Below are 25,240 nucleotides of genomic sequence, written 5' to 3'. Positions count from 1 at the left end.
TTTTCAGACAGCGGGACAGTTCTGTTGGCGTCCAGGGCGATCATGCCAGCTCCTGCGATTCGAGGTATTCCGGCACCCGGCAATTCCAGTGCAGCTCCTCTTCGATGCGGTGGCGCAGCGCATCGGCCGCGGCAGGCTCGCCGTGCGTGACGAAGGTACATGCCGGCGGCCGCAGGAAATGGCCGAGCCAGCGCATGATCTCATCGGCGTCGGCATGGGCCGACAGATTGTCGATGTGGCCGACGTGGGCGCGCACCGGTACATACTCGCCAAAGATCTTGATTGCCGTCGCGCCGGCCACCATGGCCGCTCCCCGCGTGCCGCCGGCCTGGAAGCCGACGAACTCGATCGAATTGCGAGGATCGCCGGCGAAGGCCTTCAGGTGGTGCAGCACCCTGCCCCCGGTCGCCATGCCGCTGGCGGCGATGATCACCATCGGAACCCGGCGCTGGTTCAACGCGATCGATTCCTCCACGCTGTTGACGATGTGCGCGGTGCGGCACATGGCTTCGCATTCATGGCGGCTCAGGCGGTGCAGCGCGTGGTATTTCTGATAGAGCGCGGTGGCATCCGTCGCCATCGGGCTGTTCAGGTAGACCGGCAGCGCCGCCGGGATCTGGCCCTGCTCCTTGAGCTGATGGATGGCATACAGAATCGATTGTGCACGTCCGACCGCAAACGCCGGTATCACGGTCACCCCACCACGCGCCGCGGTCTTGCGGATGGTCTCCCCCAGCTGAAGCGCCGGATCGACCGGGTCGTGCAGCCGGTCGCCATAGGTGGATTCGACGACCAGATAATCGCTGGCGGCGATGTGGTCCGGCGCCACCATGATCGAATCATGCTCGCGCCCCAGGTCGCCGGAGAAGGTCACGGTCCTGGCGCCGCTGCTGATGGTGACCATGGCCGCGCCCAGGATGTGGCCAGCGAGGGCCAGGCGGCCCGTCAGTTTTCCGCAAACAGCAAATGGCTTGTCGAAAGGCACAGGCGCAAAACGGGACAGCGCCCGCACCGCATCGGCCTCCGTGTAGAGCGGCAGCGCGGGCGCGTGTTTCGAGTAGCCCTTCCGGTTGGCGTGGGTCGCTTCCTCTTCCAGCAAGCGGCCGCTGTCGGGCAGCAATATCTTGCAGAGTTCATAGGTCGCTTCGCTGCACAATATCTTGCCGCGAAAACCGTCCCTGACCAGCACCGGAAGGTAGCCGCTATGATCCAGGTGCGCGTGGGTCAGGACCACGGCGTCGATGTCGTCCGGCGCCACCGGCAGCGCGTTCCAATTGCGCAAGCGCAACTGTTTGTAGCCCTGGAACAAGCCACAGTCCACCAGGATGCGCTGCCCATCGCATGTCAGCAGGTACTTGGAACCGGTGACGGTACCGGTTGCGCCCAAAAATTGAATTTGCATGATTTGCTCCTGGCCCGCCTCGTCCAAGATTACGCGACGGAACACAAACAGCATAGGCCATCAGCAAGGCCATGGCGCACCGGAGACCGCCAAGAGCAAGAAAAATTGAAGCGTTTTTTGATCTACATCATGCTGACCAATGCTCGCTCCATCAACCGTGGCTGAAGCGCTTGTGCATGCGGCGCAGGCCCAGCCACACCACGCACGCGACCACCGGCACCAGCAGGCCGGTCGCCACCTCCGGATTGATCGGCAAGCCCAGCCCCTTGGCGGCCTTGCCGGAATAACCGAGCAGGCCCACCACGTAATATGAGATGGCCGCCACCGACAGGCCCTCGACCGCTTGCTGGAGCCGCAGTTGCTGGGCGGCGCGCCGGTCCATCGACTGCAGGATTTGCCGGTTCTGCATTTCCTGCACGATGCCCACGCGCGTACGCAGCAGGTCATTGGTGTTGGCGATGCGGCGGACCAGCGCCTCCTGGCGTTCGGCGATCGCCTCGCAGGTGCTCATCGCCGGGGCCAGGCGGCGCTCCATGAACTCCTCGACCGTGGGCACGCCCTCGATTCGCGATTCGCGCAGTTCGTCGATGCGTGCGTTCACCAGGCGATAGTAGGCCTTCGAGGCCGAAAAGCGATAACCGTTATCCAGCGTGAGCTTCTCGAGCCGCACCGCCAGGCGCGTGATCTGTTCGAGCAGGTCCTGTTCGCCACCGGGCGTTTCGCTGGTGGCCACCATGGCCGTCGCCAGCGCGGCCAGCTTGGCCTCGATGTCGTCCAGCTCGGACGCCACCTGGCGCGCGGCGGGCAGGCCCAGCAGCGCCATCATCCGGTAGGTTTCGATCTCCAGGGTGCGCTGCACGAGGCGTCCGGCCTGCTGCGCGCGCATGTCCACGTCGCGCAGGACGAAGCGGCTGAAGCCATCGGCCTGGATCGCGAAATCGGTCCACAGCTCGCCGCCCTGCATCACGCGGGCGCCCACCAGCAGGTTGCCGCCAAAGGCGCCGCCGAGTGCGAAGGCATCGGCTGCTCCTCCCTGGAGCGACACGTGCACGGCCGCGATCACGCGCCCGGCCAGCGCTAGCAGCCAGGCCTCGGGCAAATGCGCCAGCGGCAGCTTCGCGAACAGCTGCTCGACGGCCAGGCCGTCGTCGACGCGCTCGGCAAGCGTATAGGTCGCGAACTCGGTGTGGCATTCCCATTTGAGGCGGAAACGCCCGAAGTCATGGTAGAAGTGGCTGGCGCCGGCGCTTGGCGGCGCGACGCCGAAGTGCGTGCAGAGTTCCGCCAGCAGCGCGTGCTGCTCGGAGTTGTTTCCGTTTGGAGGCCCGGTGTCGCCGCTGCGGCACACCGCCAGGTGGGTGATGGCCTCCGGTCCCAGCAGACGAAGAAACGGACGCGAATGGATTTCCGCGGCCAGCGGCACGCGTTGCGCATGGCTCAAACTGAAACGATCGATCATCACGCGCGTTCCCCTCCCAATAGATCCCACGGCCATGACGTGCCCGGACAGCAATCCGGCGAAGCACGCGTGGCAGTTTGCTTAACGATAAGCTCGATTCTACAGCCTGTTGAGGAAAGAGACTGGCGTGGCCGCCATCACAAGGTCGTCACGGGGTGGCAAGCCGCCGCAGCGTCAAGGCCGCGGCGCGCCGGAACCACGCAGCCGGAGCGCGTTCAGTACCACCGACACCGAGCTCAGGCTCATGGCGAGCGCCGCGATCATCGGAGAAAGCAACTGGCCCGTTAGCGGGTACAGCAGCCCCGCCGCGACCGGCATCCCCAGCGCGTTGTAGACAAAGGCGAAGCCGAGATTCTGGTGCATATTGCGTACCGTAGCGACCGAAATCGCGCGCGCCGTGCCAATCGCCCGCAAATCGCCCTTGACCAGGGTGACGTGTGCGCTGTTGATCGCCACATCCGTCCCGGTACCCATCGCGATGCCGACGTTGGCCTTGGCCAGCGCCGGCGCGTCGTTGATCCCGTCGCCAGCCATCGCCACCAACCTGCCCTGCTGCTGGTAGCGCTCGACCAGCGCCAGCTTGTCTTGCGGCCTGACCTCGCCGTAGACCTCGTCGATGCCGAGCCGCGCGCCGACGGAGCGCGCGGTCGTGACGCCATCGCCGGTTGCCATCACGACCGACAAGCCGGTGGCGCGCAGGTCGGCCAGCGCCTCGGCGGTGGTCACTTTTACGGGGTCGGCCACAGCCAGCAGGCCGGCGAGCCGGCCATCGCGCGCCAGGTACATCACGCTGGCGCCGTCGTGCCGCAAGCGCTCGGCCTCATCGCGCAAGGGCTGCCAGTCGACACCGGTGCTGTCCATCAGCACCGTGTTGCCGAGTACGACCTTGACGCCGGCAACCGTGCCGCGCACGCCGATACCGCTGGACGACTCGAAGTTTTCTGGCCTAAGCAATTGAAGCGCGCGGCGCCGAGCTTCAGCGACGATTGCATGGGCGAGCGGATGTTCACTGCCCTGGTCGAGGCTTGCCGCCAGCGCCAGCACCTGGTCCTCGTTCCAGCCAGCCGCGCCGACCACCGCCGAAAACGCCGGCTTTCCTTCGGTCAGGGTGCCGGTCTTGTCGACGATCAGTGTGTCAACCTCACGCAGCGCTTCGATGGCGGCCGCGTCGCGGAACAGCACGCCTCTGGTCGCTGCCTGGCCCGTCGCCGCCATGATCGACATCGGCGTAGCCAGGCCAAGCGCGCACGGGCAGGCAATGATCAGCACGGACACCGCATTCACCAATCCGTACACCCAGCTCGGCTGCGGACCGAACAGGCCCCACCCAAGCAGGGTCAGCACGGCCAGCCCGACCACAACGACCACGAAATAGCCGGCCACCAGGTCGGCCAGGCGCTGCATCGGCGCGCGCGAGCGCTGCGCCTGCGCCACCATTTGCACGATCTGCGACAGCACCGTCTGCCCGCCGACCTTCTCGGCCTGAATGATGAGGCTGCCGCTGGCGTTGATGGTCGCGCCGATCACCTTGTCGCCGGGCCGCTTGGTCACGGGAACGGGCTCGCCGGTTAGCATCGATTCGTTCAGCGAGCTCTCACCATCCAGAACGACGCCGTCGACCGGCACCTTCTCACCCGGCCGGATGCGCAGGGTGTCGCCGATCTGCACATGCGCCAGCAGCACGTCTTCCTCGCTGCCGTCGGCGCGGATGCGGCGCGCGGTCTTGGGCGCGAGCCCGAGCAGCGCCTTGATTGCGGCCGAGGTCTCGGAGCGGGCCCTGAGCTCGAGGATCTGCCCAAGCAGCGTGAGCGAAATGATGACCGCCGCCGCCTCGAAGTACACGGCGACCCGCCCATGCATCATGAAAGATTCCGGGAAGAGATGCGGAGCAAAGGTCGCCGCCACGCTGTAGCCGTAGGCGGAACTGACGCCGGTCCCGATCAAGGTCCACATATTGGGACTGCGCTTGACCAGCGACTCGGCCGCGCGCCGCAGGAACGGCCAGCCGGCCCACAGCACTACCGGCGTGCCGAGCAAGAACTCGGCGTAACTTTGTCCTTCGAATCCGCCAACCAACAAACGATCGGCCGCCATCGCCAGCACAGTCACGATGATCGTCAGCGGCAGGGTCCACCAGAAGCGGCGCTGGAAGTCCACCAGTTCAGGATTGGGCCCCTCCTCCAGCGAGGGCAGCACCGGTTCCAGGGTCATGCCGCAGATCGGACAGTTTCCGGGCGCCGGCTGCCGGATCTGGGGGTGCATGGGGCAGGTATAGATGGTTCCGGCCGCCTGCTCCGTGATGCCGTGCTCGCCGGCGCCCACGGATGCCGGCGTCGCATCCACATGCAGGTGTTGGTGAGAGTAGTGATCGTGGTCGGTCGTTGGCAAATTTTTCATCGCTTAGCCTGATGCTTTTGACGCTCATCAGTTAATTCCTTGATGTTGATCAACTCTCCCAGACATGCCGCGAAGCAGCCCCACCGGGAGCAGCACATTGCACTTTGCCCGGCTAACGTTCCGCTTCCGCATTCACCTTGCTTGACTTCCTCGAAATGCGAAATAAAAATGTACTTACGTTGTAGCGCGGTGCCACACACGGAACTGCCATGTTTCAGCAAGACCACAGCGAGATGGGCCGCCGGACAAGATGGGTTCTGGCAGGTTTTGTGGCGATTGCCCTCTTTTTCCTGATTACAGGACACAGTGCGCACGTGTTTGGCATTTTGCCCTATCTATTGGTGTTGGCATGTCCGTTGATGCATTTGTTTCACCACCACGGACGACATCGCCAACACCCGTCGGGCACCGTACAAGATACTTCAGTGGGAGCTGCCCATGACTCCTGACAATGCACCGGCATATGGCTTGTGGGGCTTGGTCGTCGTCAATTCCTTGGTATTCATCATCTTCGCCTTCAGCTTTGCCCGTCCACAAACTCGCAGGGATTGGCGTTCGTTTAGCGCTTTCTCGGCCTTTCTCGTCGCGCTGTTCACTGAAATGTATGGCTTCCCCCTGACGATCTATCTCCTGCTTCCTTGGCTGACCCGGCATTTTCCCGGAGTGGATTTTCTGTCGCACGATGCTGGACACCTTTTCGAAACGGTGACGGGGATTCAGGTCAATCCACACTTCGGTGCCCTTCATATTGCAAGCGACCTGTTGATCGTTCTCGGGTTTATGTTGTTGGCTTCGGCATGGGACGGGCTCTATAAGGCCCAGCGCGCGCATACCCTCGCGACCGCCGGTCCTTACGCCAAGGTACGCCATCCTCAATACGTAGGATTTGTGATCATCATGTTCGGCTTTCTATTGCAGTGGCCCACGATCGTGACATTGATTCTCTTTCCAATTCTCGTCGGAATGTACGTGCATTTGGCACGTGTGGAGGAACACGAGTCGATCGCGGCGTTTGGCGATACCTATCGGCGGTACGTGAAGGAAGTACCCTCATTCTTCCCGCGTTTCAGGCACTTATCGGGTTCGCCCGACAAAGTTGGCCGTGAACGGCACGGATAACATCGCCGGCCCGGCGGCGCCAACTTCCTGCGGGCCCCAACCTCAACCAAAAGGAACTAGGAAATGCGGACAATTTCAACTCGCTCGATCGTCAGCCTGGCTAGCCTGCTGATGATTTTCGGCCTCGCTGCTTGTGCCAATCCTCGAGGCGACCAAGATCATGAGCAACATCACCCAGCACAGACTGCCGACAGGACAAATGGTCCAAGCCCAGGCACATCGATGCCGGCAGACCAAATGGAAGGCGGAAGTATGATGGGGGGCAATGCTGGTTGTGGGATGATGCCCTGCGGACCCAGCGCCAAGGGGGAGCCTCAGCATATGAACAAGGAATCGATGTGCGCAATGTATCGCGCCATGCAAAATGCGCCGACCGAACAGGACAGGCAAGCGATGATGGAGCGGAACATGCAAGGTATGTCACCCGAAATGCGCCAACAGCATATGGAGATGATGCGCAAGCAGTGTCAGTAGCGGCACGATGAACCAGATGCGCGCTCCTGGCGCGTTAGATCAAGCAGCAAAGGAACGCCAACTGCCTTCGTTCGCGCCGTCTCTTTAAAGAGGTGAATGAAAATGAAACCGTTACAAAATGGCGTCGCACTGTCAGTGACCGTGGCTGTATTCTATTCGCTCTGTACTCTCGTCGAGGTGCTGTGGCCTGCGCAATTCCTCGGGTTCATGAACGCCCTGTTCCATGGAATGAACTTCCGCCTCCTGCAGGCATCCGAACTCCACCCATGGCGCCAGTTTGTTTATGCCTTGGCCGTGATGATGCTATGGTCTTTCGCAATCGGCGCATGCTATACGCTTGTACATGACGCGCTCGCCCACGTGCATTTCCACCGTCTGGTACATCACGCGTAGCTCGCAAGGGCCGCAGCAGTTAACGCCGACAGGCCGCATGTAACGGGCGCCCGCCGGCGCCTGGCCGGTCTGCCATGCAGTCCGACGGTATCGGCTGACCGCTAATATTCGTCGGTCGGCGACCCGAGGTTGGAAGGCCCCGAACGCGAACTCGTGCTCCAGAAGGCGATCTTCACCCGGAGCCCGGAGCGCCGCTTTCTCTCGCTGTTCGAACCGGTCCATGGCTCGGCGCCCGACATCTACGACAAGAACACCGCTCATCCGATCGCGATGATCGGGTCCGCCGCCCTGATGCTGGACTTCCTTGGGCTGGGGGCGAGACCCGGGAGGCGAATGTGTGGGCGATCCATCCCCAGCGGCTGGAGCGCAGCGGCAGGCCGCGGGCCTGTGTCGGTTTCCTTGAGGCATACGTTGTCCGCCAGCTGAACCCCACTTTTCGATCCATTTCGCTTAACCACAACAACCACATCAGGAGTCCGCATATCCATCAAGCACGTTCTGGCGGCGACCGCCTTTGCCTTCGCAGCTGCCGCGGCCGCTTCCACCTTCGCGCACGCCAAGCCGAAAGGAAGGCCGTCTGGAATCAAAAGTATCAGTAACTTCAAAAACCTTGCTGCCGGCACCCCGCAGGTGCGATCTGCTCCAACCAAGGGCTAGCCTGCCGCCATGCCTGCTAAAGGATTTCTGGTGATGAGGATGTGCCGTTCGAATCGAGGATCATCCGCACGTCCAAACGCCCGCTTATCACGCGCCGAGCCAGCGCCGCGCTGATGGCATCGCCGTGGACCACTTTGCGACCGAATGCATCCACTGCATGACTCGGAGAAAGTGTCCGCGATGCCGGAAAGTTTTCCCCGATTCTGATTTGAATTTAGATCAATATATTTCGCCCAAATCGGCAGACGTTGACGCCATCGTTTCTCTGTATGCCGCAATTACGCACCTGACACGAAATCAATCAACACTGAAGCCAGGCACCTCGCTTCGGGCTAAAGCGCCTAGGGGGCGCCGCCAGCAAAAACAACTTCCGGGTATTCGCAGTTGGCCGCCCCAAACTCGATGTATGCTACTTACTAGTTCCACCAACGAGGACGCGCTGACAGTCCAAAAGCACTCAGGTTGCGCGCGTCCCGATGGGGATCCATTTCGGCAAGTGGCATGACCACTGGTGACCGGGCAACCCACCATTTGAAAAGCCTTCTCACCCAATCGGCGCAACTGTTCGTCAGCTATCAGGCGGAAGGTACCTGCGGTACGTCGATCTTGCGAGATGCGACCGACGCGCCTATCCACTGGCGAACGTTCACGGAATCGACCACAAGTACGGCTGGTCGGTCACGGTACCTCGCTGCAGACCGCGGAGCTAACATGACAAAGAAGCCAATACCCTGCATGGCAACGGAAACCGGCAACATGCTGAAGCCGTGGCGAGCCGGCATCGACACCTATCAGGAACCGGTCGTCTACATGCGCCGGGAGTGCCCAATATGTCGATCGGAGGGATTTACGACTCAAGCCCGCGTGCAGCTGACTGCCGGAAATCGAAGCATCGTGGCGACGCTAAGTGTCGTCGACAGTGCCTGGCTTGCCGAGAACGTCGCAGGCCTATCAGAGTCTGCCTGGCAAGCTCTGGCTCCCCAGGCTGGCCAGCTTGTCGCGGTAACCCATGCGCCGCCGCTGGATTCGCTCAGCCATGTTCGAGCCAAGGTCTATGGGCACAGCCTCGGCGACAGCGAATACGGTGCGGTGATCTCCGACATTGCCGCCGGCCGCTATTCAGACCTGCAGATTGCGGCGTTCATTACCGCCTGCGCGGGTGATCGGATGAAGCTAGAGGAGACGGTTTCGCTCACCAAGGCCATGATTGCCGTCGGCGACCGCATTGATTGGGGCCGCTCGGTGGTCGTGGACAAGCACTGCGTCGGCGGCTTGCCTGGGAACCGAACCACCCTCATAGCAGTGCCCATCGTTGCCGCCTGCGGACTCACGATGCCGAAAACATCGTCGCGCGCCATCACCTCCCCGGCCGGGACGGTCGATACAATGGAGGTGCTGGCGCCGGTCGACCTTGACGTTGCGAGAATGCGGCGTGTCGTCGAGCGCACCGGCGGCTGCATCGTGTGGGGCGGCGCCGTTAGACTCAGCCCCGCCGACGACATCCTCATCCGCGTCGAGCGTCCGCTCGATCTCGACAGCGAAGGTCAACTGGTGGCTTCGGTATTGTCCAAAAAGGCTGCGGCCGGCTCGACCCATGTGCTGATCGACGTGCCGGTCGGCGCCACCGCAAAGGTACGCACCACGCAGGCCGCTGCATCGCTAGCCTTCCGCCTCCGGAACGTCGGCAGCGCCATCGGCCTGCAGGTGTCCCTGCGAGTCACCGATGGTGAGCAGCCGGTCGGCCGGGGAATCGGCCCCGCACTAGAGGCACGCGACGTACTAGCTGTCTTGAAGGGTTTGCCCGAGGCTCCGGCAGATTTGCGCGAACGCTCGCTCAGGGTGGCGGCCGACATCCTCGAGATGGGCGGTGCAACGCTGGTTGGCGATGGTCTGGGGCTAGCCAACGATGTGCTTTCCGACGGCCGGGCTTGGGCGAAATTCCAGGAGATCTGCGCGGAGCAAGGCGGCATGCGCATCCCACCTACGGCGCGTTTCACCCGCACAATTGAAGCGCTGGCCTCGGGTCGCATCACGCGGGTCGACAACCGACTGCTCGCACGGACCGCCAAGCTGGCAGGCGCGCCTACCGCGCCGGGAGCCGGCATTGATGTGCACGTGCGTCTGGGGGACCGCGTCGACGTCGGGCAAGCACTATTCACGCTGCATGCCGAAGCGCCGGGCGAGCTGGAGTATGCGCTGGAGTTCGTTCGCTCCCGCCCGCCGATCTTTCAGATCTCGGAGAGCGCATGAAGCCACTTGTCTTTCATCTTCCAGGCGACGAAGTTTTCGCCGCGGGTCTGGTCCGCGCGTTAGGTGCTGATGTGGGGCGCCTGCAACTGCACCAGTTTCCGGATGGCGAATCGCTGGTGCGGCTCGATGCCGACGTGACAGGCCGCATTGTCGTGCTTCTGGCGAGCCTTGCGCAGCCCGACATCAAGGCGCTCCCTTTGCTATTCGCAGCTGATGCCGCACGCGACCTCGGTGCCGCGCGCGTGCTGCTAGTGGCCCCCTATCTGGCCTATCTGCGTCAAGACCGCCGCTTCAACGCCGGTGAAGCGATCACATCCCGCACCTTTGCCGCGCTTTTGTCATCTCTGTTCGACGGCATCGCCACCGTCGACCCCCATCTGCACCGCTATCATTCGCTCGGCGAGATATACGGGATACCTACCGCCGTCGCACAGTCAGCGTCAGCCGTCGCCGCCTGGGTCGTGGCCAATGTGGTTCGTCCGGTGCTGATCGGACCAGACGCGGAAAGCGAGCAATGGGTGCGCGAAGTCGCGCGGGGCGCAAATGCACCTTACACGGTTTTACGGAAGATTCGCCATGGCGACTTGAACGTCGAGGTGAGCCTGCCCGACCGCTCAATCGTAGCCGGTCGTCAACCGGTGCTTATCGACGACATTGTCGCGAGCGCGCAAACAATGATCCGCGCGATCGCCAGCCTTCGCCAAGTCGGTTTGCCGGCGCCTGTGTGCATCTGCGTTCATGCACTTTTTTCCACCGATGCGTACAGTGCGCTACTCACGGCGGCCCCGCTGAGGGTACTTAGCTGCGACACTGTATTGCATGCCTCTAATGGCATCAGCGTAGTGGGTCCGCTCGCGGTCGCTGTCCAAGATCTGATCCAGGCCATCAAGACATGAACGCTGCTTCACTCGCTCGCACTAAGCACTTACCGAACCCTTGGGGGCTTCATCGATTGACAGATGTGTTCGCGCGCAGATGGGATAAGTCCCTTGCCCCGCTGACTGAAGGGATACGCTTCATTTGTGATAACCGACTGTTTGCGAAAGCAGTACTTCTTGATCATGAGTAAGACCGAGGGCGTCCGCAATCGCGTCGCGGTCAATCCAGGCACGAATAACGGTGGCGAGGCGGTTTGCTGCCGCAAATAGATACACATTTTGCGCCACCGCGCCAGCGGCTACATACGCATAGGGCGCACGCTTCTCAACGGGGATCAAATGCGAGTGCTTATAGTTGGCTACATAGACTAAATCCATCGCTGCATCGTCGACAAAGTCTTGGTAACCCGTTACACGGCGCAGATCGCCGTGTGCAACCAAATCGAGCCGTTGCATCGCCGCGTCATAGCGGTAGGCACCACTCGAAAGCGCAACGAATATGTCGATCTCCTGCGCGTTCATCGCAGACGGGGCGGTGCGATAGCCGCCAGGCCGGTTCACGCCGCACGCCGCCCATAGCAGCGTCGAAAGCAGCGACAGCGGCAGCTCACGAGGCGAGAACTCACGAGAGGAATGACGAGTCGACAGCGCTTCCATCAACGGCATCCCTCCCCGAGTCTCCGGTGCGAGCAGCGCGATTCCTGAGCCTGTCGATCCCAATGCCGGTTTCGGCCGCAGTTTCCCCATTTTCCCGAGTGCCAGCTTAGTCAATGTATTCATCGTATTTCCTCCAATCCGCGATTCAAGTCAACTTGACACGCAAGTAGGCGATTAGATCGTCAAGCGAACGAAGCCTTGCGTAGTCGGCCTCAGGGATGTCGACTTTAAAGCGACGGTGTAGGCCAAGCAGAAGGTTGAGCCAATCCATCGAGTCGAGATCGACCTGCTCGCGCAATCGTTTGGCGTGCTCCAGCTTGGCGGGGTTCAACTCTGGTGCTATCGACGTGAGCTCAGCGATCACCCCGGTCAAGATATCCTGTTCGTCCATGGTGCCTCCCTTTTCAGAGCTCAGCAGGACGCTGCAATCGCTCCCGCAGTTCAGTCAGGAACTGTGCACCGCGATGACCATCGGACACCCGATGGTCAGCTGCCAAGCTGGCGATGCTCAGCGGCATGGCAGACAGTACGCCCTCGCTCGCCCATGGGCGCTGCTCGATCCGGCCAAATCCAATCAAAGCCACCTGCGGCGGGTAGATGATGCCAAAAACAGCATCGGCGCCCTGGTCACCAAGATTGGTCACAGTGACTGTCGGTTCCGCCATTTCGGAACTGCGCAATGACCCTGCACGTGCGCGACGCACCAGGTCGAGCAGCTCCCGCATGATCTGCTCTAGCGGCTTCGAGGCGACGTCGTGCAAGGCAGGCGCGATCAGGCCACCCTGACGAAGCGCGATGGCGACGCCGACGTGAACTTGCGAAGAGGGCTGATGGAGTCCATCCCGAAAGAAGCCGTTCAGCTCAGGAAATCTCTCCAGGGTGAGCGCGACCGCCTTCAACTGTAGCGCAGCCATCAGTATGCGTTCGGTGACGGATCGCTGAGCATTGAGCTCCGTTAGCCATTGTTCGGCGTTGCGCATCGGCACCGCCTCGCTTAGATAATAGTGGGGTATCTCGCGCTTGGAACGGCTCATCGCCGCAGCGATCGACTTGCGCGTCTCGCTCAGGCGCTCTGTCGGTGCAAGCGCGCACGGCGCGGTTTGACGCGCCCGTTCGACGTCCTGCAGAGTAACCGCTCCGCCAGCCCCGCTTCCCGCAACTGTGTCGATGTCGATTTGGAGCTCCGCGGCATGTTTGCGCGCCGCTGGCGATACCGGACGCCTGCCGGCAGGCGTCGCGCCCGATGACAGTGCGTTGGTGAGCGGCGCCGCCGGCTCTGGCGCGGGTACTGGCGCGCGTGGTGTGGCGCGAATGTGTTGCGCATGGCGCGCATGTTCGGCCGTTTCGCCTGGTTCCAAGAACGTGGCAAGCACCGCGCCCACCGGTACCGTCTCACCCGGCCGTACCAATAGTTCAAATACCGTGCCATCCTTCCATACCTCGACGTCGACTGCCGCCTTCGAAGTATCGACCACAGCGATCACCTGGCCGCTCCTGACAGGGTCTCCCGGCTTGACATGCCAGGCGAGAAGCTTTCCCTGGTCCATATCCGAGCCAAGGGAAGGAAGCGTGAATTCAATCATGCCTGTCCCAAAAGACCACGTGCCGCAGTCACAATGCCGTCGACTTGCGGCAAGGCCGCCAGCTCCAGGTGGCGCGCGTAGGGTACGGGGACTTCGGCACTGCACACGCGAGCGACCGGCGCATCGAGGTCGTAGAATGCGTCTTCCATGATACGAGCGACGATCTCCGCCGCCAGGCTGCCACTGCACCAGGCCTCATCGATGACCACGGCGCGCCTTGTCCGCCGCACTGAGCCGACGATCGTCGCCGCGTCCAGAGGCCGCAGCACACGTAAATCGATCACCTCGGATTCGATACCTCCGCTCGCCAGTTGCTCAGCGGCTTCCAAGGCTTTCGGCACACAGCCACCATAGGCAATTAAGGTGACATCATGTCCGTGGCGGCGAACGGCTGCGCCGGTAATATCGCAAACCGGCGCCGGCATGGTATCGCCGACGTCCTCCTCCATGTTGTACAGCTGCGCATGTTCAAAGATGATCACTGGATCCGGGTCGGCCAGCGATGGCATCAACATGCCGCGCGCGTCGGCCACGGTGGCCGGGGCCAGCACACGAATGCCCGGAATGTGCGCGTACCATCCTTCCAGGCTGTGCGAATGCTGCGCCCCCAACTGGCGCCCAGCGCCGGTCGCCATCCGGATGACCAGCGGAACGCCAAACTGGCCGCCCGACATGTGGCGCATCGCCGCCGCCGTGTTAACGATCTGGTCCAATGCCAGCAGGCTGAAGTTGATCGTCATGATTTCGACAATCGGACGCATACCGCCTAGCGCCGCACCGATCCCAGCCCCGACAAAACCGAGTTCGGACAGGGGCGTGTCGCGAATCCGTTCGGGACCGAACTCATCGAGGAAGCCTTTCGACACCGCGTACGAGCCGCCATATTTCCCTACATCTTCTCCCATCAGGAAAACACGTGGGTCAGCAAGCAAGGCTTCCCGTAAGGACTGGCGCATCGCCTCTCGGTAGCTCATCTTCATGGCGCATTTCCCTCGCCGAGCAGGTCTTTTGTGAGGTCTTCGACCGGCTCCACGGCCGCCGCGTCGGCAAACGCAACTGCAGCGTCGATCTCGCGCTTCGCGCTAGCATCAAGCGCCAGGAATTCTTCTTCAGTCAGCTTTCCCTCATTTTGTAGGCGCGCCACGAACAGATTGATTGGATCACGCTTTTTCCAGGCCTCGACCTCGTCCGGCGACCGATAAAGGTCGGGGTCGAACATCGAGTGCGCACGAAACCGGTAAGTCTGGCATTCAAGGAAATACGGCCCCTCCCCCGCACGCACCTGGGCAGATGCGAGCGCAACGGCTTGCCGGACAGCAAGCACATCCATACCGTCAACCCTGCTGGAGGCCATGTTATAGCTGGCAGCCTTGGTGCAGAGGTCGGTCTGCGATTCCGAGCGCGCCAGTGCCGTCCCCATGGCGTAAAAATTGTTTTCGCAAATGAGCATCAGCGGGAGTTTCCATAAAGCAGCGAGATTGGCCGCTTCGTGGAAGACGCCCTCGGCCATCGCCCCTTCCCCGAAAAAGCATGCGCTCACGCGCGGTACCCTTTGCATTTTATCGGCCAACGCCAGGCCGACTGCGAGGGCAATTCCGCTTCCGACAATGGCATTGCCGCCATAGAAATGGCTGGCACGGTCGAACAGATGCATCGAGCCGCCACGCCCATGCGAGCATCCAGCGAGCTTGCCGAACATTTCTGCCATGATCGCAGTCATGGGCACGCCGCGCGCCAATGCATGGCCATGCTCACGATAGGTCGCGATAATATTGTCTTCCGGCGCCAGCGCATGCAGCGCGCCAACGGCGACTGCCTCCTCGCCGACGTACAGGTGCAAGAAGCCGCGGATCTTGCCGGCACCGTACAACTCTGCCGATTTCTCTTCCATGCGGCGGATTCGCTGCATATTGCCAAGCAGCACATGGCAAAGCTCGCGCTCCTGCGGTGGGCTAGCGGGCCAGGCGGTCGAAAGGGCAACTTCTGCGGGATTCATGGTCCGGTTTCGAGGGTAGAGAGATCACCTTCCGGCAAGCCCAGCTCGCGGGCCTTGAGCAGGCGCCGCATGATTTTCCCGCTACGCGTACGCGGCAACGAAGCGACAACTTCGATCTCCTTTGGCGCCATCACGGCGCCCAGCCGGGACCGGGCATGACCAAGCAAATCCTTGCGCAACTGTTCCGAGTCCGTGAACCCGGCGCGAAGCGACACGAAGGCTTTCACCACTTCACCGATGGTCGGGTCGGGCTTGCCGATGACGCCGGCTTCCGCGACCGCTCGATGTTCGATCAGGGCGTTTTCGACTTCGAAGGGGCCAATCAGGTGTCCCGCCGACTTGATCACGTCATCGCTGCGGCCAACGAACCAGAAATAGCCGTCGGCATCGCGTCGCGCCAAGTCGCCGGTCAAGTAGAGATCGTCCGAAAAGCATTGTCGGTAGCGTTCCTCGTTATTCAGATAACCGCGCATCATGCCTGGCCAGCCTCGCTGCAAGGCGAGTTCGCCATCGATGCCGGGTTGGGAAACAATCTCGATTTTGCCTCCGGGGGCACGACGGGTAATACATGCGTCGACGCCTGGGAGTGGTCGTCCCATAGACCCGGGTTTGATGTCAAAGCCTGGCGTATTCGCGATCATGATGCCGCCCGTTTCGGTCTGCCACCAGTTGTCATGGATCGGCAGGCCCAGCACTTCCTTTCCCCACCAGACAGCTTCTGGATTCAGCGGCTCACCAACGCTGGCGATAAAGCGCAGGTCGGGAAACGAATGCTTGTGTGCGACGGCAGCTCCCGCCTTCATCAACATCCTTATCGCGGTGGGCGCGGTGTACCAAACGCTGACTTGCTGGCTCTCAAGGATACTGTACCAGCGGTCCGCATCGAAGTCGGCGGCGTCGATGATCGACGTGACACCGTGCAGCAGCGGCGCGATGATCCCATACGAGGTGCCTGTGACCCAGCCGGGATCGGCAGTGCACCAGAAGATGTCGTCCGGGTGCAGGTCGAGCGCGTATTTTCCGCTGACCCAATGGGTAACGACCGCATCGTGCACATGCATGGCGCCTTTCGGCGTGCCGGTGGTGCCGCTGGTGAAATGCAGGAGTGCGAGGTCCTCGGGAACCGTGTGGACAATATCGAACTGGTCGGATGCGGTTCGCAGCAGTTGTGCCAGGTCTTCCGTACCAGCGATCGGCTGAGCGCCAGCATCATCCCGCACGAGCAGCAAATGGTGCAGGCCCGGAAGCATTGCTCGGATTGGAATGATCTTTCGCCGATACAGTCCTTCTGTCGTGACGAGCACGCACGCGTCACCGATTGAAAGCCGGGTCGCGATCGGGCTCGAACCAAATGCAGAGAACAACGGGCACGCCACATTGCCGTTCTTTAAGGTGCCCAACACGGCGACATAAAGTTCTGGAATGCGATCGGCCAATATGAAGACACGTTCGCCTTGTTGGACCCCTAAGGCCCGCAATGTGTTGGCGAACCGATTGGTCAACAATGACAATTGGGAGAAAGTGATCTCGTGACTGTGCTCGTCGCCGAGAAACCGAAACGCGACTTTGTCGCGATTGGCACCGGTTGCGTGGCGGTCGACCGCCTCGTAAGCGATGTTCAGTCCGCCGTGCGGCAAGCCTGTCAATTCGCGCCGTGCGGACGACCAAGAAAAAGTCGCGCGGAGTCCGTCGTAATCCGACCAGTTAGGCGTTTGCTGGTTCGGGCGGATTTGCTTGCGAATAATGGGCGGACGTGACACGACACACCTAGCTGCCAGGGGTCGGCGCGCGACTGAGTGCCTTTTGCAGAGGCTGCAACTGAGGATTGCTCAAGCCGCCTTTAACGATGTCCCCAGGCGAAAGCACTCGTCCATAGTAAGCGAATCGAGCAATTTCTTGGATTTGCATGATCACCGTCCCGCGGTTGTAATGGACAAGCCAAACCAAATTCATAGTAGTTGCGCGCCGCACTGCAAGTTTGATCCATATCAAATCGCAGAAATGTCGCGTGCGCTCAATTCAGGTCGCGCATACGTGCCCGCCAAGCGCCGCCTGTTGAATGCTCGAAATCGAAGGCTATACTTTGAGATCTGGGCTGACGTCAAATCCCAACGGTGTCAATTCGGCATCTCGACGGCAGAAGGAGCAAAACGTGGGCCGTGCTGTTGCAAGACTGCAGCGATCTGGGAGCACCAGCCCGGGGCCGCGTGTATATGACTACATTATTGTCGGAGGCGGATCAGCGGGCTGTGTACTTGCCGCCCGCCTGTCGGCCGATCCCGGTTCGACTGTCTGCGTCATCGAAGCCGGTCCGTATGACTCGAATCCCTTCATCAAGATCCCGCTCGGCATCGTTCATTTAATGATGAGCAAAAAGCTGAACTGGCAGTATTTCACTCAACCTCAACAAGAGCTGGATGGCCGTTGCCTGTTTTGGCCACGCGGAAAGGTGCTGGGGGGAAGTAGCTCCACCAATGCCATGATCTACACGCGCGGCAATCGTGCGGATTACGATCATTGGGCGGCGCTTGGAAATGCCGGCTGGAGCTATGCTGAGGTGCTGCCGTACTTCTTGCGGGCTGAGCACCACGACGGTGGCCGTTCGGCCTTCCACGGCCACGACGGAACGCTTCACGTGACGCCCCTCTGTTCACCGAACGTGCTGTCGCGTGCTTTTGTTGCCGCCGCCGTCGAGGCGGGCTTTCCGTTTAACGAAGATTTTAATGGGCCGGTACAGGAAGGAGTCAACCTTTACGAAGTCACCCAGAAAAACGGTGAGCGCTGGAGCGCTGCGCGCGCGTTCCTGCAACCGGCCTTGGGTCGTCCAAACCTGACAGTGGTGACAGGGGCGCTCGCCGAGCGCGTGCTGTTCGACGGCATACGCGCCGTCGGCGTGTCCTACCGGCGCGGAAGGGCCAGCATTGATATCTTCGCGCGTTGCGAAGTGCTGCTTGCCGCTGGCGCCGTCAACTCGCCGCAGCTGCTAATGCTGTCCGGGATCGGCGATCCGCAGCACTTGGCGCACCACGGCATCCCGCTCCGCCACGCGCTGCCGGGAGTCGGCCACAACCTGCAGGACCACTTGGACATCCTGGTAGTGCACAGTTGTCGCCAGCCGGTGTCACTCGGGCTGTCGTTCGCCACGCTGCCGGCACAACTCGCGCGTGTCTACGAATATGGCATTTACCGGTCCGGCGCGCTAACCAGCAATTCAGCTGAGGCGGGCGGTTTCATCAGAAGCGGGCCGGACGTCGGCTTGCCCGACATGCAATTTCACTTCACGCCTGCGCGTCTTGACAACCATGCCCGCACGTGGCGCAGCGCCTTCTTCACTTTGTGGGGGCACGGGTACGCGTTGCACGCCTGCCCGCTGCGTCCCGCCAGCCGCGGCCGCATCACGCTGCGCAGCGCCGATCCGGTCGCGCCGGCGCTGATAGACCCCAATTATCTCGCGGCGTCGTCTGATATGCGAGCGATGATCGAATGTGTGCGTGTCGCCCGCCGCGTCCTTGCCGCAAAAGCGTTTGATCCATACCGCGGAGTCGAGATTTTTCCCGGTGCACACGTCCAGGCGGACGTTGACGTAGAAGGGTTCATCCGACGCAAGGCTGAGACCATCTACCACCCGGTTGGCACTTGCAAGATGGGATGCGACCCGATGTCCGTCGTCGACAAACACCTCAGGGTCCACGGTGTCGACGGCTTGCGCGTCATCGACGCCTCCGTCATGCCCACGCTAATAGGTGGAAACACCAACGCACCAACAATGATGATTGCTGAAAGAGGCGCTGACCTGGTCCTCTCAACGCGGGCGCGATTGACGCGCAACGCGCCTGTGTCCGCCCCCAAATTCTGAGCGAGGAGTAATACATTCATGCGCTATTTCGTCACTGGTGCTACTGGTTTTATCGGAAAACGGCTGGTGCTCAAGCTGCTCGAAGATCCGGAAAACGAAGTATGGTTCCTCGTGCGCGCGTCTAGCCCCGACACCTTGGCAGCGGCCCGGCGATATTGGGGCGTCAGCGCGGCGCGCGCCACGCCAGTTTTCGGGGACTTGCTCCAACCCTTGCTGGGCGTGTCGGAGAGCGACCGCACTTTGCTGCGCAAGCAGATAGATCACGTCTTTCATCTCGCGGCTGTCTATGACCTGCGCGCCGATGCCGCACAGCAGGTAGCCGCCAATGTCGATGGAACCAGGAACGCGGTGGAGTTGGCCGTCGCCCTCGATGCGCGATGCTTCCATCACATGAGCTCAGTCGCAGCAGCCGGCATGTACGACGGGACGTTTCGGGAAGACATGTTCGACGAGGCCGGGGCCCTCTGGCATCCCTATTTCGCCACGAAACACGCGGGGGAGAAAATTGTGCGCCAGTGTCGCGCCGTATCCTGGCGCGTCTATCGTCCAGGCCTGGTCGTCGGCGATTCGCGCACCGGGGAAACTGACAAGGCCGATGGCCCGTACTATTTCTTTAAGTTGATCCAACGGCTGCGCGCCCTATTACCGCCATGGATGCCGGCCATCGGTATCGAGGGCGGACACATCAATATCGTTCCGGTCGACTACGTTGTCGCTGCGCTCGTTTGGATCGCGCACAAGCCGGGCCTCGACGGACGCTGCTTTCACTTAACCAATCCAGTTTCCCATCGCGTGGGCCAGGTACTTGATCTGTTCGCGCGAGCGGCCCATGCGCCTCCACTGCGCCTACGTGTCAATGCAGCCTTGCTTGGCCTTCTTCCCGCTTGGTTGCGCAATGCAGTGGGCACGCTCCAGCCGATGCACCAGCTGCACCGGGCGCTGATGGCGGAATTTGATCTGCCGGACGACATCCTGCAGCTGCTCAACTGGCCGACTCGTTTTGACAACCGCGAGGCAGTCGAAGCACTGCGGGACAGCAGCATCGTGTGTCCGCCGCTGGAGCAGTATGCAGCGCCAGTCTGGGACTACTGGGAACGCCACCTGGATCCGTCCTTACACATCGAGCAGAGACTGCGTGCCCGCCTGGTCGGCAAAGTGGTCCTCGTGACCGGAGGCTCTTCGGGAATAGGTCTCGCCACCGCACACCGGCTGGCGGCCGCTGGCGCCACCACGCTGATCTGCGGACGAGACGAGGCCAAGCTGGAGGCCGCTCGCTCCCAGGTCCAGGCCCGGGGCTTTGACGTGCTTCCCTATCGGGCCGACCTCGCAGACACCGCTGACAGCCAGCGGTTCATCGAGCTGCTGTTGTCAGAACATGGTCGCGTGGACGTGTTGATCAACAATGCCGGACGTTCCATTCGACGTTCGATCGACCAAAGTTACGACCGCCTGCATGACTTCGAACGCATGATACAGGTCAACTACTTCGGTGCGCTTCGAATGGCTCTCGGACTCTTGCCCGCCATGGTGGCGCAAGGTGCCGGTCACATCATCAACATTTCCTCAATCGGCGTGCTGACCAATCCACCCCGCTTTGCGGCTTACGTTGCGTCCAAGGCGGCGCTGGAAGCGTGGTCCTATTGCGCCGCCGCCGAATACGCGGACTTGGACATTGCGTTCACCACGATTAACATGCCGCTGGTGCGGACCCCAATGATTGCACCAACCGAGGCATACCGGGATGTCCCGGCACTCGCTCCCGAAGCCGCCGCCGACCTTGTGGTTCAGGCCATCGTCGACCGTCCGGCACGCATCGCAACCGATGTCGGCCTGGCCGGCATAGGCGTTCAGCTAGCTGCGCCGCGCGTAGCACAGATCATCATGAACGCCGCCTACCGCATGTCGTCAGAGTCCGAGGGCCTTGCGCACGACGGTCAACCTGCCGTATCGGCCGAGCTGCGCGCAATCCAACACCTGCTGCGGGGAGTACACCTGTGATGTCACAAGCCCGCGCGCCACGGGAGTCGATGTCGGTCGTTGACATCGCGTGGCTGCGCATGGATCGCCCGACCAACCTGATGATGATATGCGGAATGATGATGTTCGAGCACCGTGTCGACATCGACCGGCTGCGCGATGTGATCGCTGCGCGCATGCTCTGCTTTCACCGCTTCCTCCAGCGCGTCGGCGGCCCGGCCGAGTCCCCTTGCTGGGAACCAGACCCCCATTTCGAACTCGATTGGCACGTGCAGCTCGTCGCCCTGCGCCCTGGCCGCGACGCGCTGGAAGAACTGTTGGGCGATCTGGTCAGCACTGCCCTCGATCCTCATAAGCCAATGTGGCAATTCCATTTGGCGCAGAGGGCAAACGCCAGTGCCCTGATCCTGCGAATCCACCACTGCTATGGCGACGGTTTCGCCCTGCTCCATGTTGTCGACGCGATAACGGACCTGGATCCGGCACACCCGCATGCGGCGCAGGGCGACCTCGTTCCGGCACCAAGGCGTACCTCATGGGAGCGCATTCTTGGCGTTGTCGCCGAAACTGCGGGCGATGCCTTACGTGCCACGCTCGACTTGGCCGACACGGGTTCTGCCCTGCTGGCCTCGCCACGCCGTACCGCTGCGGCCGCGGCAAGCGCCGTTGACCTGCTGTACCAGGCAGGCGTGATCGCGGCCATGATGCCTGACGCAAACACCAGTCTCAAGGGCGAACTCGGCGTGACTAAGCGCGTGGCCTGGGCCGCCCCCTTGGCGCTCGACGAGGTCAAAGCGGTATGCCGTGTATTTGGATGCAGCGTGAACGACCTCCTTGTCGCTTGTCTTGCAGGCGTGCTTCGCGCGTGGTTGCAGGATCGTGGCGAGCAGGTCGATGGTCTCGAGCTGCGCGCCTTGGTACCCGTCAATCTCCGGCCGCCGGGCCCGGTCCACGACTTGGGGAACAGGTTCGGCATGGTGTTTCTCGACCTCCCGGTCGGCATCGAGAATCCGGTTCAACGGGTCGCCGAGGTCAAGCGCCGCATGTCCGATCTGAAACGGTCACAACAGCCTCTCGTCGCCTTGGGCATCCTGGCCGCGATGGGCCTTGCATCGGAATCCCTGAAGGAACGCTTGCTGGAGACGCTCGCAGCCAACGCAAGCATCATCGTGACCAATGTGCACGGTGCGGACCAGGCACGCTATCTGGCCGGGCAACGCATAGCACGCCAAATGTTTTGGGTTCCGCAGTCCGGCGGTATCGGCCTCGGCGTGAGCATCCTCAGTTACGCCGGCCAGATTTCGCCGAAATAAGTTCTAAAATCACGCAGGGGATGATTGATAATGTTAACAAATCCCCACTATTGGCCCAACAATTCGTTGATTATAATAACGATGTTTTGCAAAATAAGGCATTGCCGCTCAGTGATAGCTCAGGCAATGGCACGTACACACAGTTCGCAGGTGGCAAAGTTCATATATGGTTAGATTTAAATGAAAACTGGGCCAATGGAAAGACTACTTATTCCGCGAATCAAAGTGGAGGCGGAGACTATATTGCTCCGGAAGGGGAGTTCGCAGCAGTGATGTCGCACGAATTGGGGCATTACGAAAATGCTCCGAACGACCTCGCTATGGAAAACGCCCTTCATCCCACCGATCCTGGGTACCTCACAAGCTTGACGGCCCTCCAGCTATATGGAGAAGGGGAGGCCACATATAATAATTTTCTGGTGAGGAAAGAGCTAATTTCTAACGGCGGAATTGATTCTGGCGTTCGCGCGACGAGCGCGGTAGTCGTAGGAATGTACGCTGAAGACGCACAGTATCCCACGCTAACCCCGGATCAACGCAAGGTTTATCTTTCCGGCATGGCTGGGAACTTACAAGGAACCGCGACTGTTAGTGGTGGCAAAGGCAACTATTGGGATTTTTATTACGCCCAGAATGTCGCAAACCACCCCGGCGCGAAGCCCGCCCCAGCGTCGTCAAGTGTCGACTTAATGGACATGGATAAAGATGGGCATTACGAGGAGTGTATTGTCCACAACGCGGACGGCAGCGATGTGATTACGGTTGACCGTGATTGCAGCATGTACATTTCGAATCCGAACACTACTGTATATGTTGCCAACGGTATAACCGCCACTTTGGAAGGTGGTGGATTTACCGTGAACGCTGGGCAGGGGTCGACTCTTTGGGTCGGGGCAAATGGTCAGGTTTCACCTGACTCCCAACTCATCACCGTCAACTCGTACGGAGCCAACGTCAAATTGCTCAACGACAGCCGCCTCAACATTATTGGTCAGGGAATTGGTGGAGTTACTCACGTGGACTCATGGGGGGGCGATAACGTAGGCATCTTGGGTCACAGCGTCGAGTATCATGAGCACAATATCTCTTCAGGATCAAATGTATGGGCGGGAACGAACGGAACTTCGACAATTGGCGGAAATACCTCATCCGGCGGCGATATAACAATCTCCAATGAAATTGGTACGATTACAGTACTGGATAATAGCAGTGTCAACATAAGCAACGGTGACTATGGGATCAGCCCAACAGTGTCGTCGAGGGCTGTTTACATTCAGTCAAACTCATATGTTTGGACGGACAATTCTGCCAACGAAAAATACTATATGAACGGGGATCATAGTCAACTGGACATGTGGGATTACAATAGTACGATATACCAGAACGGCACAAACAACTTGGTAAACATACGAGATACCGGCGATGTAGTGTATAGCAGCGGAACTGGCAACAAGGTGAACGATTACGCGCCCCACGCCAACGTCTATGCCCAGGGGCAGTATCAATATGTGTGGATTTACGACTCAACCTCAACGGTCTATATCACCTATTCAACAAGCAGCCAAGGCGGGGCGCCCGCAGAGAATTACTATTATTTCTGGGGCTTCGGAGGGAACAGCAAGTCGGTAACGGAAAAGATCAAATCCGGCGACTCTCCCGTAATTGACTTAATGAAAGAATCAGCGAATCCGCTCGACAGCAACGCGGCGGCCGTCGCGCTAAAGCAATTGCAGTATATTATCAATACCGATGCCCATACAACCGTAACCGGTACGCGATGGGATAGCACAACGATTACGTGGTCATTCGACTTGCCTCCTGGAAACGGCGAAAACAAGGTTAGTCCAAAGTACCAAGCCGCAATCATTGACGCCTTTAATGCATGGACGCAAGCAACCGGCATCCACTTTCAACAGGTAAAAGATGGCAGCTTTGCGGATGTTTCGATTGAATTCTCTAACCTTAACAATCGGGATACAAATTTGCTTGGGGCAACGAGTTTTAATGCTGAAAATGGAAGGATGAAGGCAGGCGCATTGATCCAGCTCGATAAACCTTCGGATGTGTTGCTGACCCCAACCGGAGACGGTAATTTTTCCTACAACGGTACTGATGCGACACTAAAACAAGTCGCAATGCACGAGATCGGCCATATTCTCGGACTCGGCACTAACAATGATCCGGCCTCAATCGAGTACTATCTTCTCGGCTCACAGAACCGAAATATCAGCAATGCAGACCTAGACGTAATTTATTCAATTTATCCAGAGCTCGGTCATTCTCCTGCCAAAATCATTGGCCCATCCTGGTCAGACGCCGACTTACCGCACTTGGTAAAGTAGCGCTCGCCGAACATCGCTAAATTCGTACCCGGCCAGTGGGCGTCGTTAGGTTGGCTCGCGCGGGCGAGTGCGCAGCGCGAGCCCCCTCCCCTGCCGCGGCAACCGCCGTGCCGTCAGCCGAGCATGGCGGGCTGGAGCGCAGCACATGCACGCCGTGCTGGGCGAGCCGTGGCCCGGGGTATCCACGTTTTCGTGGGCGTGCGCTCACAAAAATTCCCCTTCGCTTCTGCTGTCCGACAGGAGACTTACGCGAACTCCGCGAAGTGCTCCGCCGACTCCGGCGTCGGCGAGCCGAACTACGCAGGTGCTTGTCGCGAAATACGGTCTCAAGCAAGCTGCGGGCCTCGCTAATTCGAGCACGTGAATCGTTAGGGTTGCTGTTCACCAAGTTTTTCGCTTCGGTTGCGGCGTCAGCCACTTGACGTAGAGGAGCCAGGCCTTGGTCTATCCGTGAACGAGCCACATTGCTTGGCGTTCCTTGGAGCCG

Annotated in this window: 19 protein-coding genes and 1 pseudogene; 11 read left to right on the top strand and 9 right to left on the bottom strand. The window is 60.6% G+C overall.

Going from position 1 to position 25,240, the window contains the following annotated elements; genetic code table 11:
- Nucleotides 1-40: 40 nt before the first annotated feature.
- The 3 genes from NX778_RS01700 to NX778_RS01690 all read right to left on the bottom strand — a co-directional run bounded on the left by NX778_RS01700 (nucleotide 41) and on the right by NX778_RS01690 (nucleotide 5,258).
- Nucleotides 41-1,402 (bottom strand): MBL fold metallo-hydrolase RNA specificity domain-containing protein, encoded by a 1,362-nt coding sequence (locus NX778_RS01700; RefSeq protein ID WP_258809950.1) that lies wholly within the window; start codon nucleotides 1,400-1,402, stop codon nucleotides 41-43.
- Nucleotides 1,403-1,553: 151 nt separating this feature from the next.
- A complete protein-coding gene (locus NX778_RS01695) occupies nucleotides 1,554-2,861 on the bottom strand; it encodes a DUF3422 family protein (RefSeq protein WP_258809949.1) in 1,308 nt (435 codons plus the stop codon).
- A 174-nt stretch (nucleotides 2,862-3,035) separates the two neighbouring features.
- Nucleotides 3,036-5,258 (bottom strand): copper-transporting P-type ATPase, encoded by a 2,223-nt coding sequence (locus NX778_RS01690; protein ID WP_258809948.1) that lies wholly within the window; start codon nucleotides 5,256-5,258, stop codon nucleotides 3,036-3,038.
- A gap of 209 nt (nucleotides 5,259-5,467) precedes the next feature.
- Here NX778_RS01690 and NX778_RS01685 point away from each other — a divergent pair, with 209 nt between their 5' ends.
- The 7 genes and pseudogenes from NX778_RS01685 to NX778_RS01655 all read left to right on the top strand — a co-directional run bounded on the left by NX778_RS01685 (nucleotide 5,468) and on the right by NX778_RS01655 (nucleotide 11,047).
- Nucleotides 5,468-5,707 carry a DUF2933 domain-containing protein gene (locus NX778_RS01685; RefSeq protein ID WP_370661298.1) on the top strand — a complete coding sequence of 80 codons (240 nt, stop codon included), beginning with the start codon at nucleotides 5,468-5,470 and terminating at the stop codon, nucleotides 5,705-5,707.
- Nucleotides 5,697-6,377 (top strand): methyltransferase family protein, encoded by a 681-nt coding sequence (locus tag NX778_RS01680; RefSeq protein ID WP_258809947.1) that lies wholly within the window; start codon nucleotides 5,697-5,699, stop codon nucleotides 6,375-6,377. Before NX778_RS01685 ends, NX778_RS01680 begins: the two co-directional genes overlap by 11 nt.
- Nucleotides 6,378-6,440: 63 nt before the next feature.
- Nucleotides 6,441-6,851, top strand: coding sequence for a hypothetical protein (locus tag NX778_RS01675; protein ID WP_258809946.1), 411 nt, complete (start codon nucleotides 6,441-6,443; stop codon nucleotides 6,849-6,851).
- 96 nt (nucleotides 6,852-6,947) lie between these two features.
- Entirely contained in the window at nucleotides 6,948-7,244 is a 297-nt protein-coding gene (locus tag NX778_RS01670) for a DUF5676 family membrane protein (RefSeq protein ID WP_258809945.1), read from the top strand.
- Between the two features lie 180 nt (nucleotides 7,245-7,424).
- Nucleotides 7,425-7,574 (top strand): annotated as a pseudogene (locus NX778_RS01665) (isocitrate/isopropylmalate family dehydrogenase); the annotation flags it as partial.
- A 1,038-nt stretch (nucleotides 7,575-8,612) separates the two neighbouring features.
- Complete coding sequence (locus NX778_RS01660) at nucleotides 8,613-10,151, top strand: thymidine phosphorylase family protein (protein WP_258811017.1); 1,539 nt, start codon at nucleotides 8,613-8,615, stop codon at nucleotides 10,149-10,151.
- The gene (locus NX778_RS01655) at nucleotides 10,148-11,047 is read left to right on the top strand and encodes a ribose-phosphate pyrophosphokinase (RefSeq protein WP_258809944.1); all 900 of its coding nucleotides are present in this window, start codon (nucleotides 10,148-10,150) and stop codon (nucleotides 11,045-11,047) included. Before NX778_RS01660 ends, NX778_RS01655 begins: the two co-directional genes overlap by 4 nt.
- A gap of 120 nt (nucleotides 11,048-11,167) precedes the next feature.
- On the opposite strand, the gene NX778_RS01650 is transcribed toward NX778_RS01655, so the two are convergent.
- Genes NX778_RS01650 through acsA form a run of 6 tightly spaced genes read right to left on the bottom strand, consistent with a single transcriptional unit; the run spans nucleotide 11,168 to nucleotide 17,025 of the window.
- The gene (locus tag NX778_RS01650) at nucleotides 11,168-11,809 is read right to left on the bottom strand and encodes a nitroreductase family protein (RefSeq protein WP_258809943.1); all 642 of its coding nucleotides are present in this window, start codon (nucleotides 11,807-11,809) and stop codon (nucleotides 11,168-11,170) included.
- 22 nt (nucleotides 11,810-11,831) lie between these two features.
- Nucleotides 11,832-12,077: an acyl carrier protein gene (locus NX778_RS01645; protein ID WP_258809942.1), complete on the bottom strand. Its 246-nt coding sequence runs from the start codon at nucleotides 12,075-12,077 to the stop codon at nucleotides 11,832-11,834.
- 13 nt (nucleotides 12,078-12,090) lie between these two features.
- Entirely contained in the window at nucleotides 12,091-13,269 is a 1,179-nt protein-coding gene (locus tag NX778_RS01640) for a dihydrolipoamide acetyltransferase family protein (protein ID WP_258809941.1), read from the bottom strand.
- Nucleotides 13,266-14,249 carry an alpha-ketoacid dehydrogenase subunit beta gene (locus NX778_RS01635; protein ID WP_258809940.1) on the bottom strand — a complete coding sequence of 328 codons (984 nt, stop codon included), beginning with the start codon at nucleotides 14,247-14,249 and terminating at the stop codon, nucleotides 13,266-13,268. Before NX778_RS01635 ends, NX778_RS01640 begins: the two co-directional genes overlap by 4 nt.
- Nucleotides 14,246-15,265 (bottom strand): pyruvate dehydrogenase (acetyl-transferring) E1 component subunit alpha, encoded by a 1,020-nt coding sequence (gene pdhA, locus NX778_RS01630; RefSeq protein WP_258809939.1) that lies wholly within the window; start codon nucleotides 15,263-15,265, stop codon nucleotides 14,246-14,248. Before pdhA ends, NX778_RS01635 begins: the two co-directional genes overlap by 4 nt.
- Entirely contained in the window at nucleotides 15,262-17,025 is a 1,764-nt protein-coding gene (gene acsA / locus NX778_RS01625) for an acetate--CoA ligase (RefSeq protein ID WP_258809938.1), read from the bottom strand. Before acsA ends, pdhA begins: the two co-directional genes overlap by 4 nt.
- Before the next feature lie 299 nt (nucleotides 17,026-17,324).
- On the opposite strand from acsA, the gene NX778_RS01620 reads away from it, so the two are divergent.
- The 4 genes from NX778_RS01620 to NX778_RS01605 are packed head-to-tail and all read left to right on the top strand — an operon-like array spanning nucleotide 17,325 to nucleotide 24,753.
- Nucleotides 17,325-19,121, top strand: a complete 1,797-nt coding sequence (locus NX778_RS01620; RefSeq protein WP_258809937.1) for a GMC family oxidoreductase — start codon at nucleotides 17,325-17,327, stop codon at nucleotides 19,119-19,121.
- Nucleotides 19,122-19,139: 18 nt separating this feature from the next.
- Nucleotides 19,140-21,119: an SDR family oxidoreductase gene (locus tag NX778_RS01615; protein ID WP_258809936.1), complete on the top strand. Its 1,980-nt coding sequence runs from the start codon at nucleotides 19,140-19,142 to the stop codon at nucleotides 21,117-21,119.
- Between the two features lie 29 nt (nucleotides 21,120-21,148).
- Entirely contained in the window at nucleotides 21,149-22,411 is a 1,263-nt protein-coding gene (locus NX778_RS01610) for a WSD1 family O-acyltransferase (protein ID WP_258809935.1), read from the top strand.
- A 20-nt stretch (nucleotides 22,412-22,431) separates the two neighbouring features.
- The gene (locus tag NX778_RS01605) at nucleotides 22,432-24,753 is read left to right on the top strand and encodes a matrixin family metalloprotease (protein ID WP_258809934.1); all 2,322 of its coding nucleotides are present in this window, start codon (nucleotides 22,432-22,434) and stop codon (nucleotides 24,751-24,753) included.
- Nucleotides 24,754-25,240: the final 487 nt, after the last annotated feature.

Source organism: Massilia terrae (assembly GCF_024753145.1).
GTDB lineage: Bacteria > Pseudomonadota > Gammaproteobacteria > Burkholderiales > Burkholderiaceae_D > Telluria > Telluria terrae.
This window is presented reverse-complemented; position numbering and strand designations above follow the sequence as displayed.

Excerpts from the sequence above, each read along its gene's own strand:
- NX778_RS01700 (WP_258809950.1), bottom strand. The coding sequence starts at position 1,402 with ATGCAAATTCAATTTTTGGGCGCAACCGGTACCGTCACCGGTTCCAAG.
- NX778_RS01695 (WP_258809949.1), bottom strand. The coding sequence starts at position 2,861 with ATGATCGATCGTTTCAGTTTGAGCCATGCGCAACGCGTGCCGCTGGCC.
- NX778_RS01690 (WP_258809948.1), bottom strand. The coding sequence starts at position 5,258 with ATGAAAAATTTGCCAACGACCGACCACGATCACTACTCTCACCAACAC.
- NX778_RS01685 (WP_370661298.1), top strand. The coding sequence starts at position 5,468 with ATGTTTCAGCAAGACCACAGCGAGATGGGCCGCCGGACAAGATGGGTT.
- NX778_RS01680 (WP_258809947.1), top strand. The coding sequence starts at position 5,697 with ATGACTCCTGACAATGCACCGGCATATGGCTTGTGGGGCTTGGTCGTC.
- NX778_RS01675 (WP_258809946.1), top strand. The coding sequence starts at position 6,441 with ATGCGGACAATTTCAACTCGCTCGATCGTCAGCCTGGCTAGCCTGCTG.
- NX778_RS01670 (WP_258809945.1), top strand. The coding sequence starts at position 6,948 with ATGAAAATGAAACCGTTACAAAATGGCGTCGCACTGTCAGTGACCGTG.
- NX778_RS01660 (WP_258811017.1), top strand. The coding sequence starts at position 8,613 with ATGACAAAGAAGCCAATACCCTGCATGGCAACGGAAACCGGCAACATG.
- NX778_RS01655 (WP_258809944.1), top strand. The coding sequence starts at position 10,148 with ATGAAGCCACTTGTCTTTCATCTTCCAGGCGACGAAGTTTTCGCCGCG.
- NX778_RS01650 (WP_258809943.1), bottom strand. The coding sequence starts at position 11,809 with ATGAATACATTGACTAAGCTGGCACTCGGGAAAATGGGGAAACTGCGG.
- NX778_RS01645 (WP_258809942.1), bottom strand. The coding sequence starts at position 12,077 with ATGGACGAACAGGATATCTTGACCGGGGTGATCGCTGAGCTCACGTCG.
- NX778_RS01640 (WP_258809941.1), bottom strand. The coding sequence starts at position 13,269 with ATGATTGAATTCACGCTTCCTTCCCTTGGCTCGGATATGGACCAGGGA.
- NX778_RS01635 (WP_258809940.1), bottom strand. The coding sequence starts at position 14,249 with ATGAAGATGAGCTACCGAGAGGCGATGCGCCAGTCCTTACGGGAAGCC.
- pdhA (WP_258809939.1), bottom strand. The coding sequence starts at position 15,265 with ATGAATCCCGCAGAAGTTGCCCTTTCGACCGCCTGGCCCGCTAGCCCA.
- NX778_RS01620 (WP_258809937.1), top strand. The coding sequence starts at position 17,325 with ATGCTCGAAATCGAAGGCTATACTTTGAGATCTGGGCTGACGTCAAAT.
- NX778_RS01615 (WP_258809936.1), top strand. The coding sequence starts at position 19,140 with ATGCGCTATTTCGTCACTGGTGCTACTGGTTTTATCGGAAAACGGCTG.
- NX778_RS01610 (WP_258809935.1), top strand. The coding sequence starts at position 21,149 with ATGTCGGTCGTTGACATCGCGTGGCTGCGCATGGATCGCCCGACCAAC.
- NX778_RS01605 (WP_258809934.1), top strand. The coding sequence starts at position 22,432 with ATGATTGATAATGTTAACAAATCCCCACTATTGGCCCAACAATTCGTT.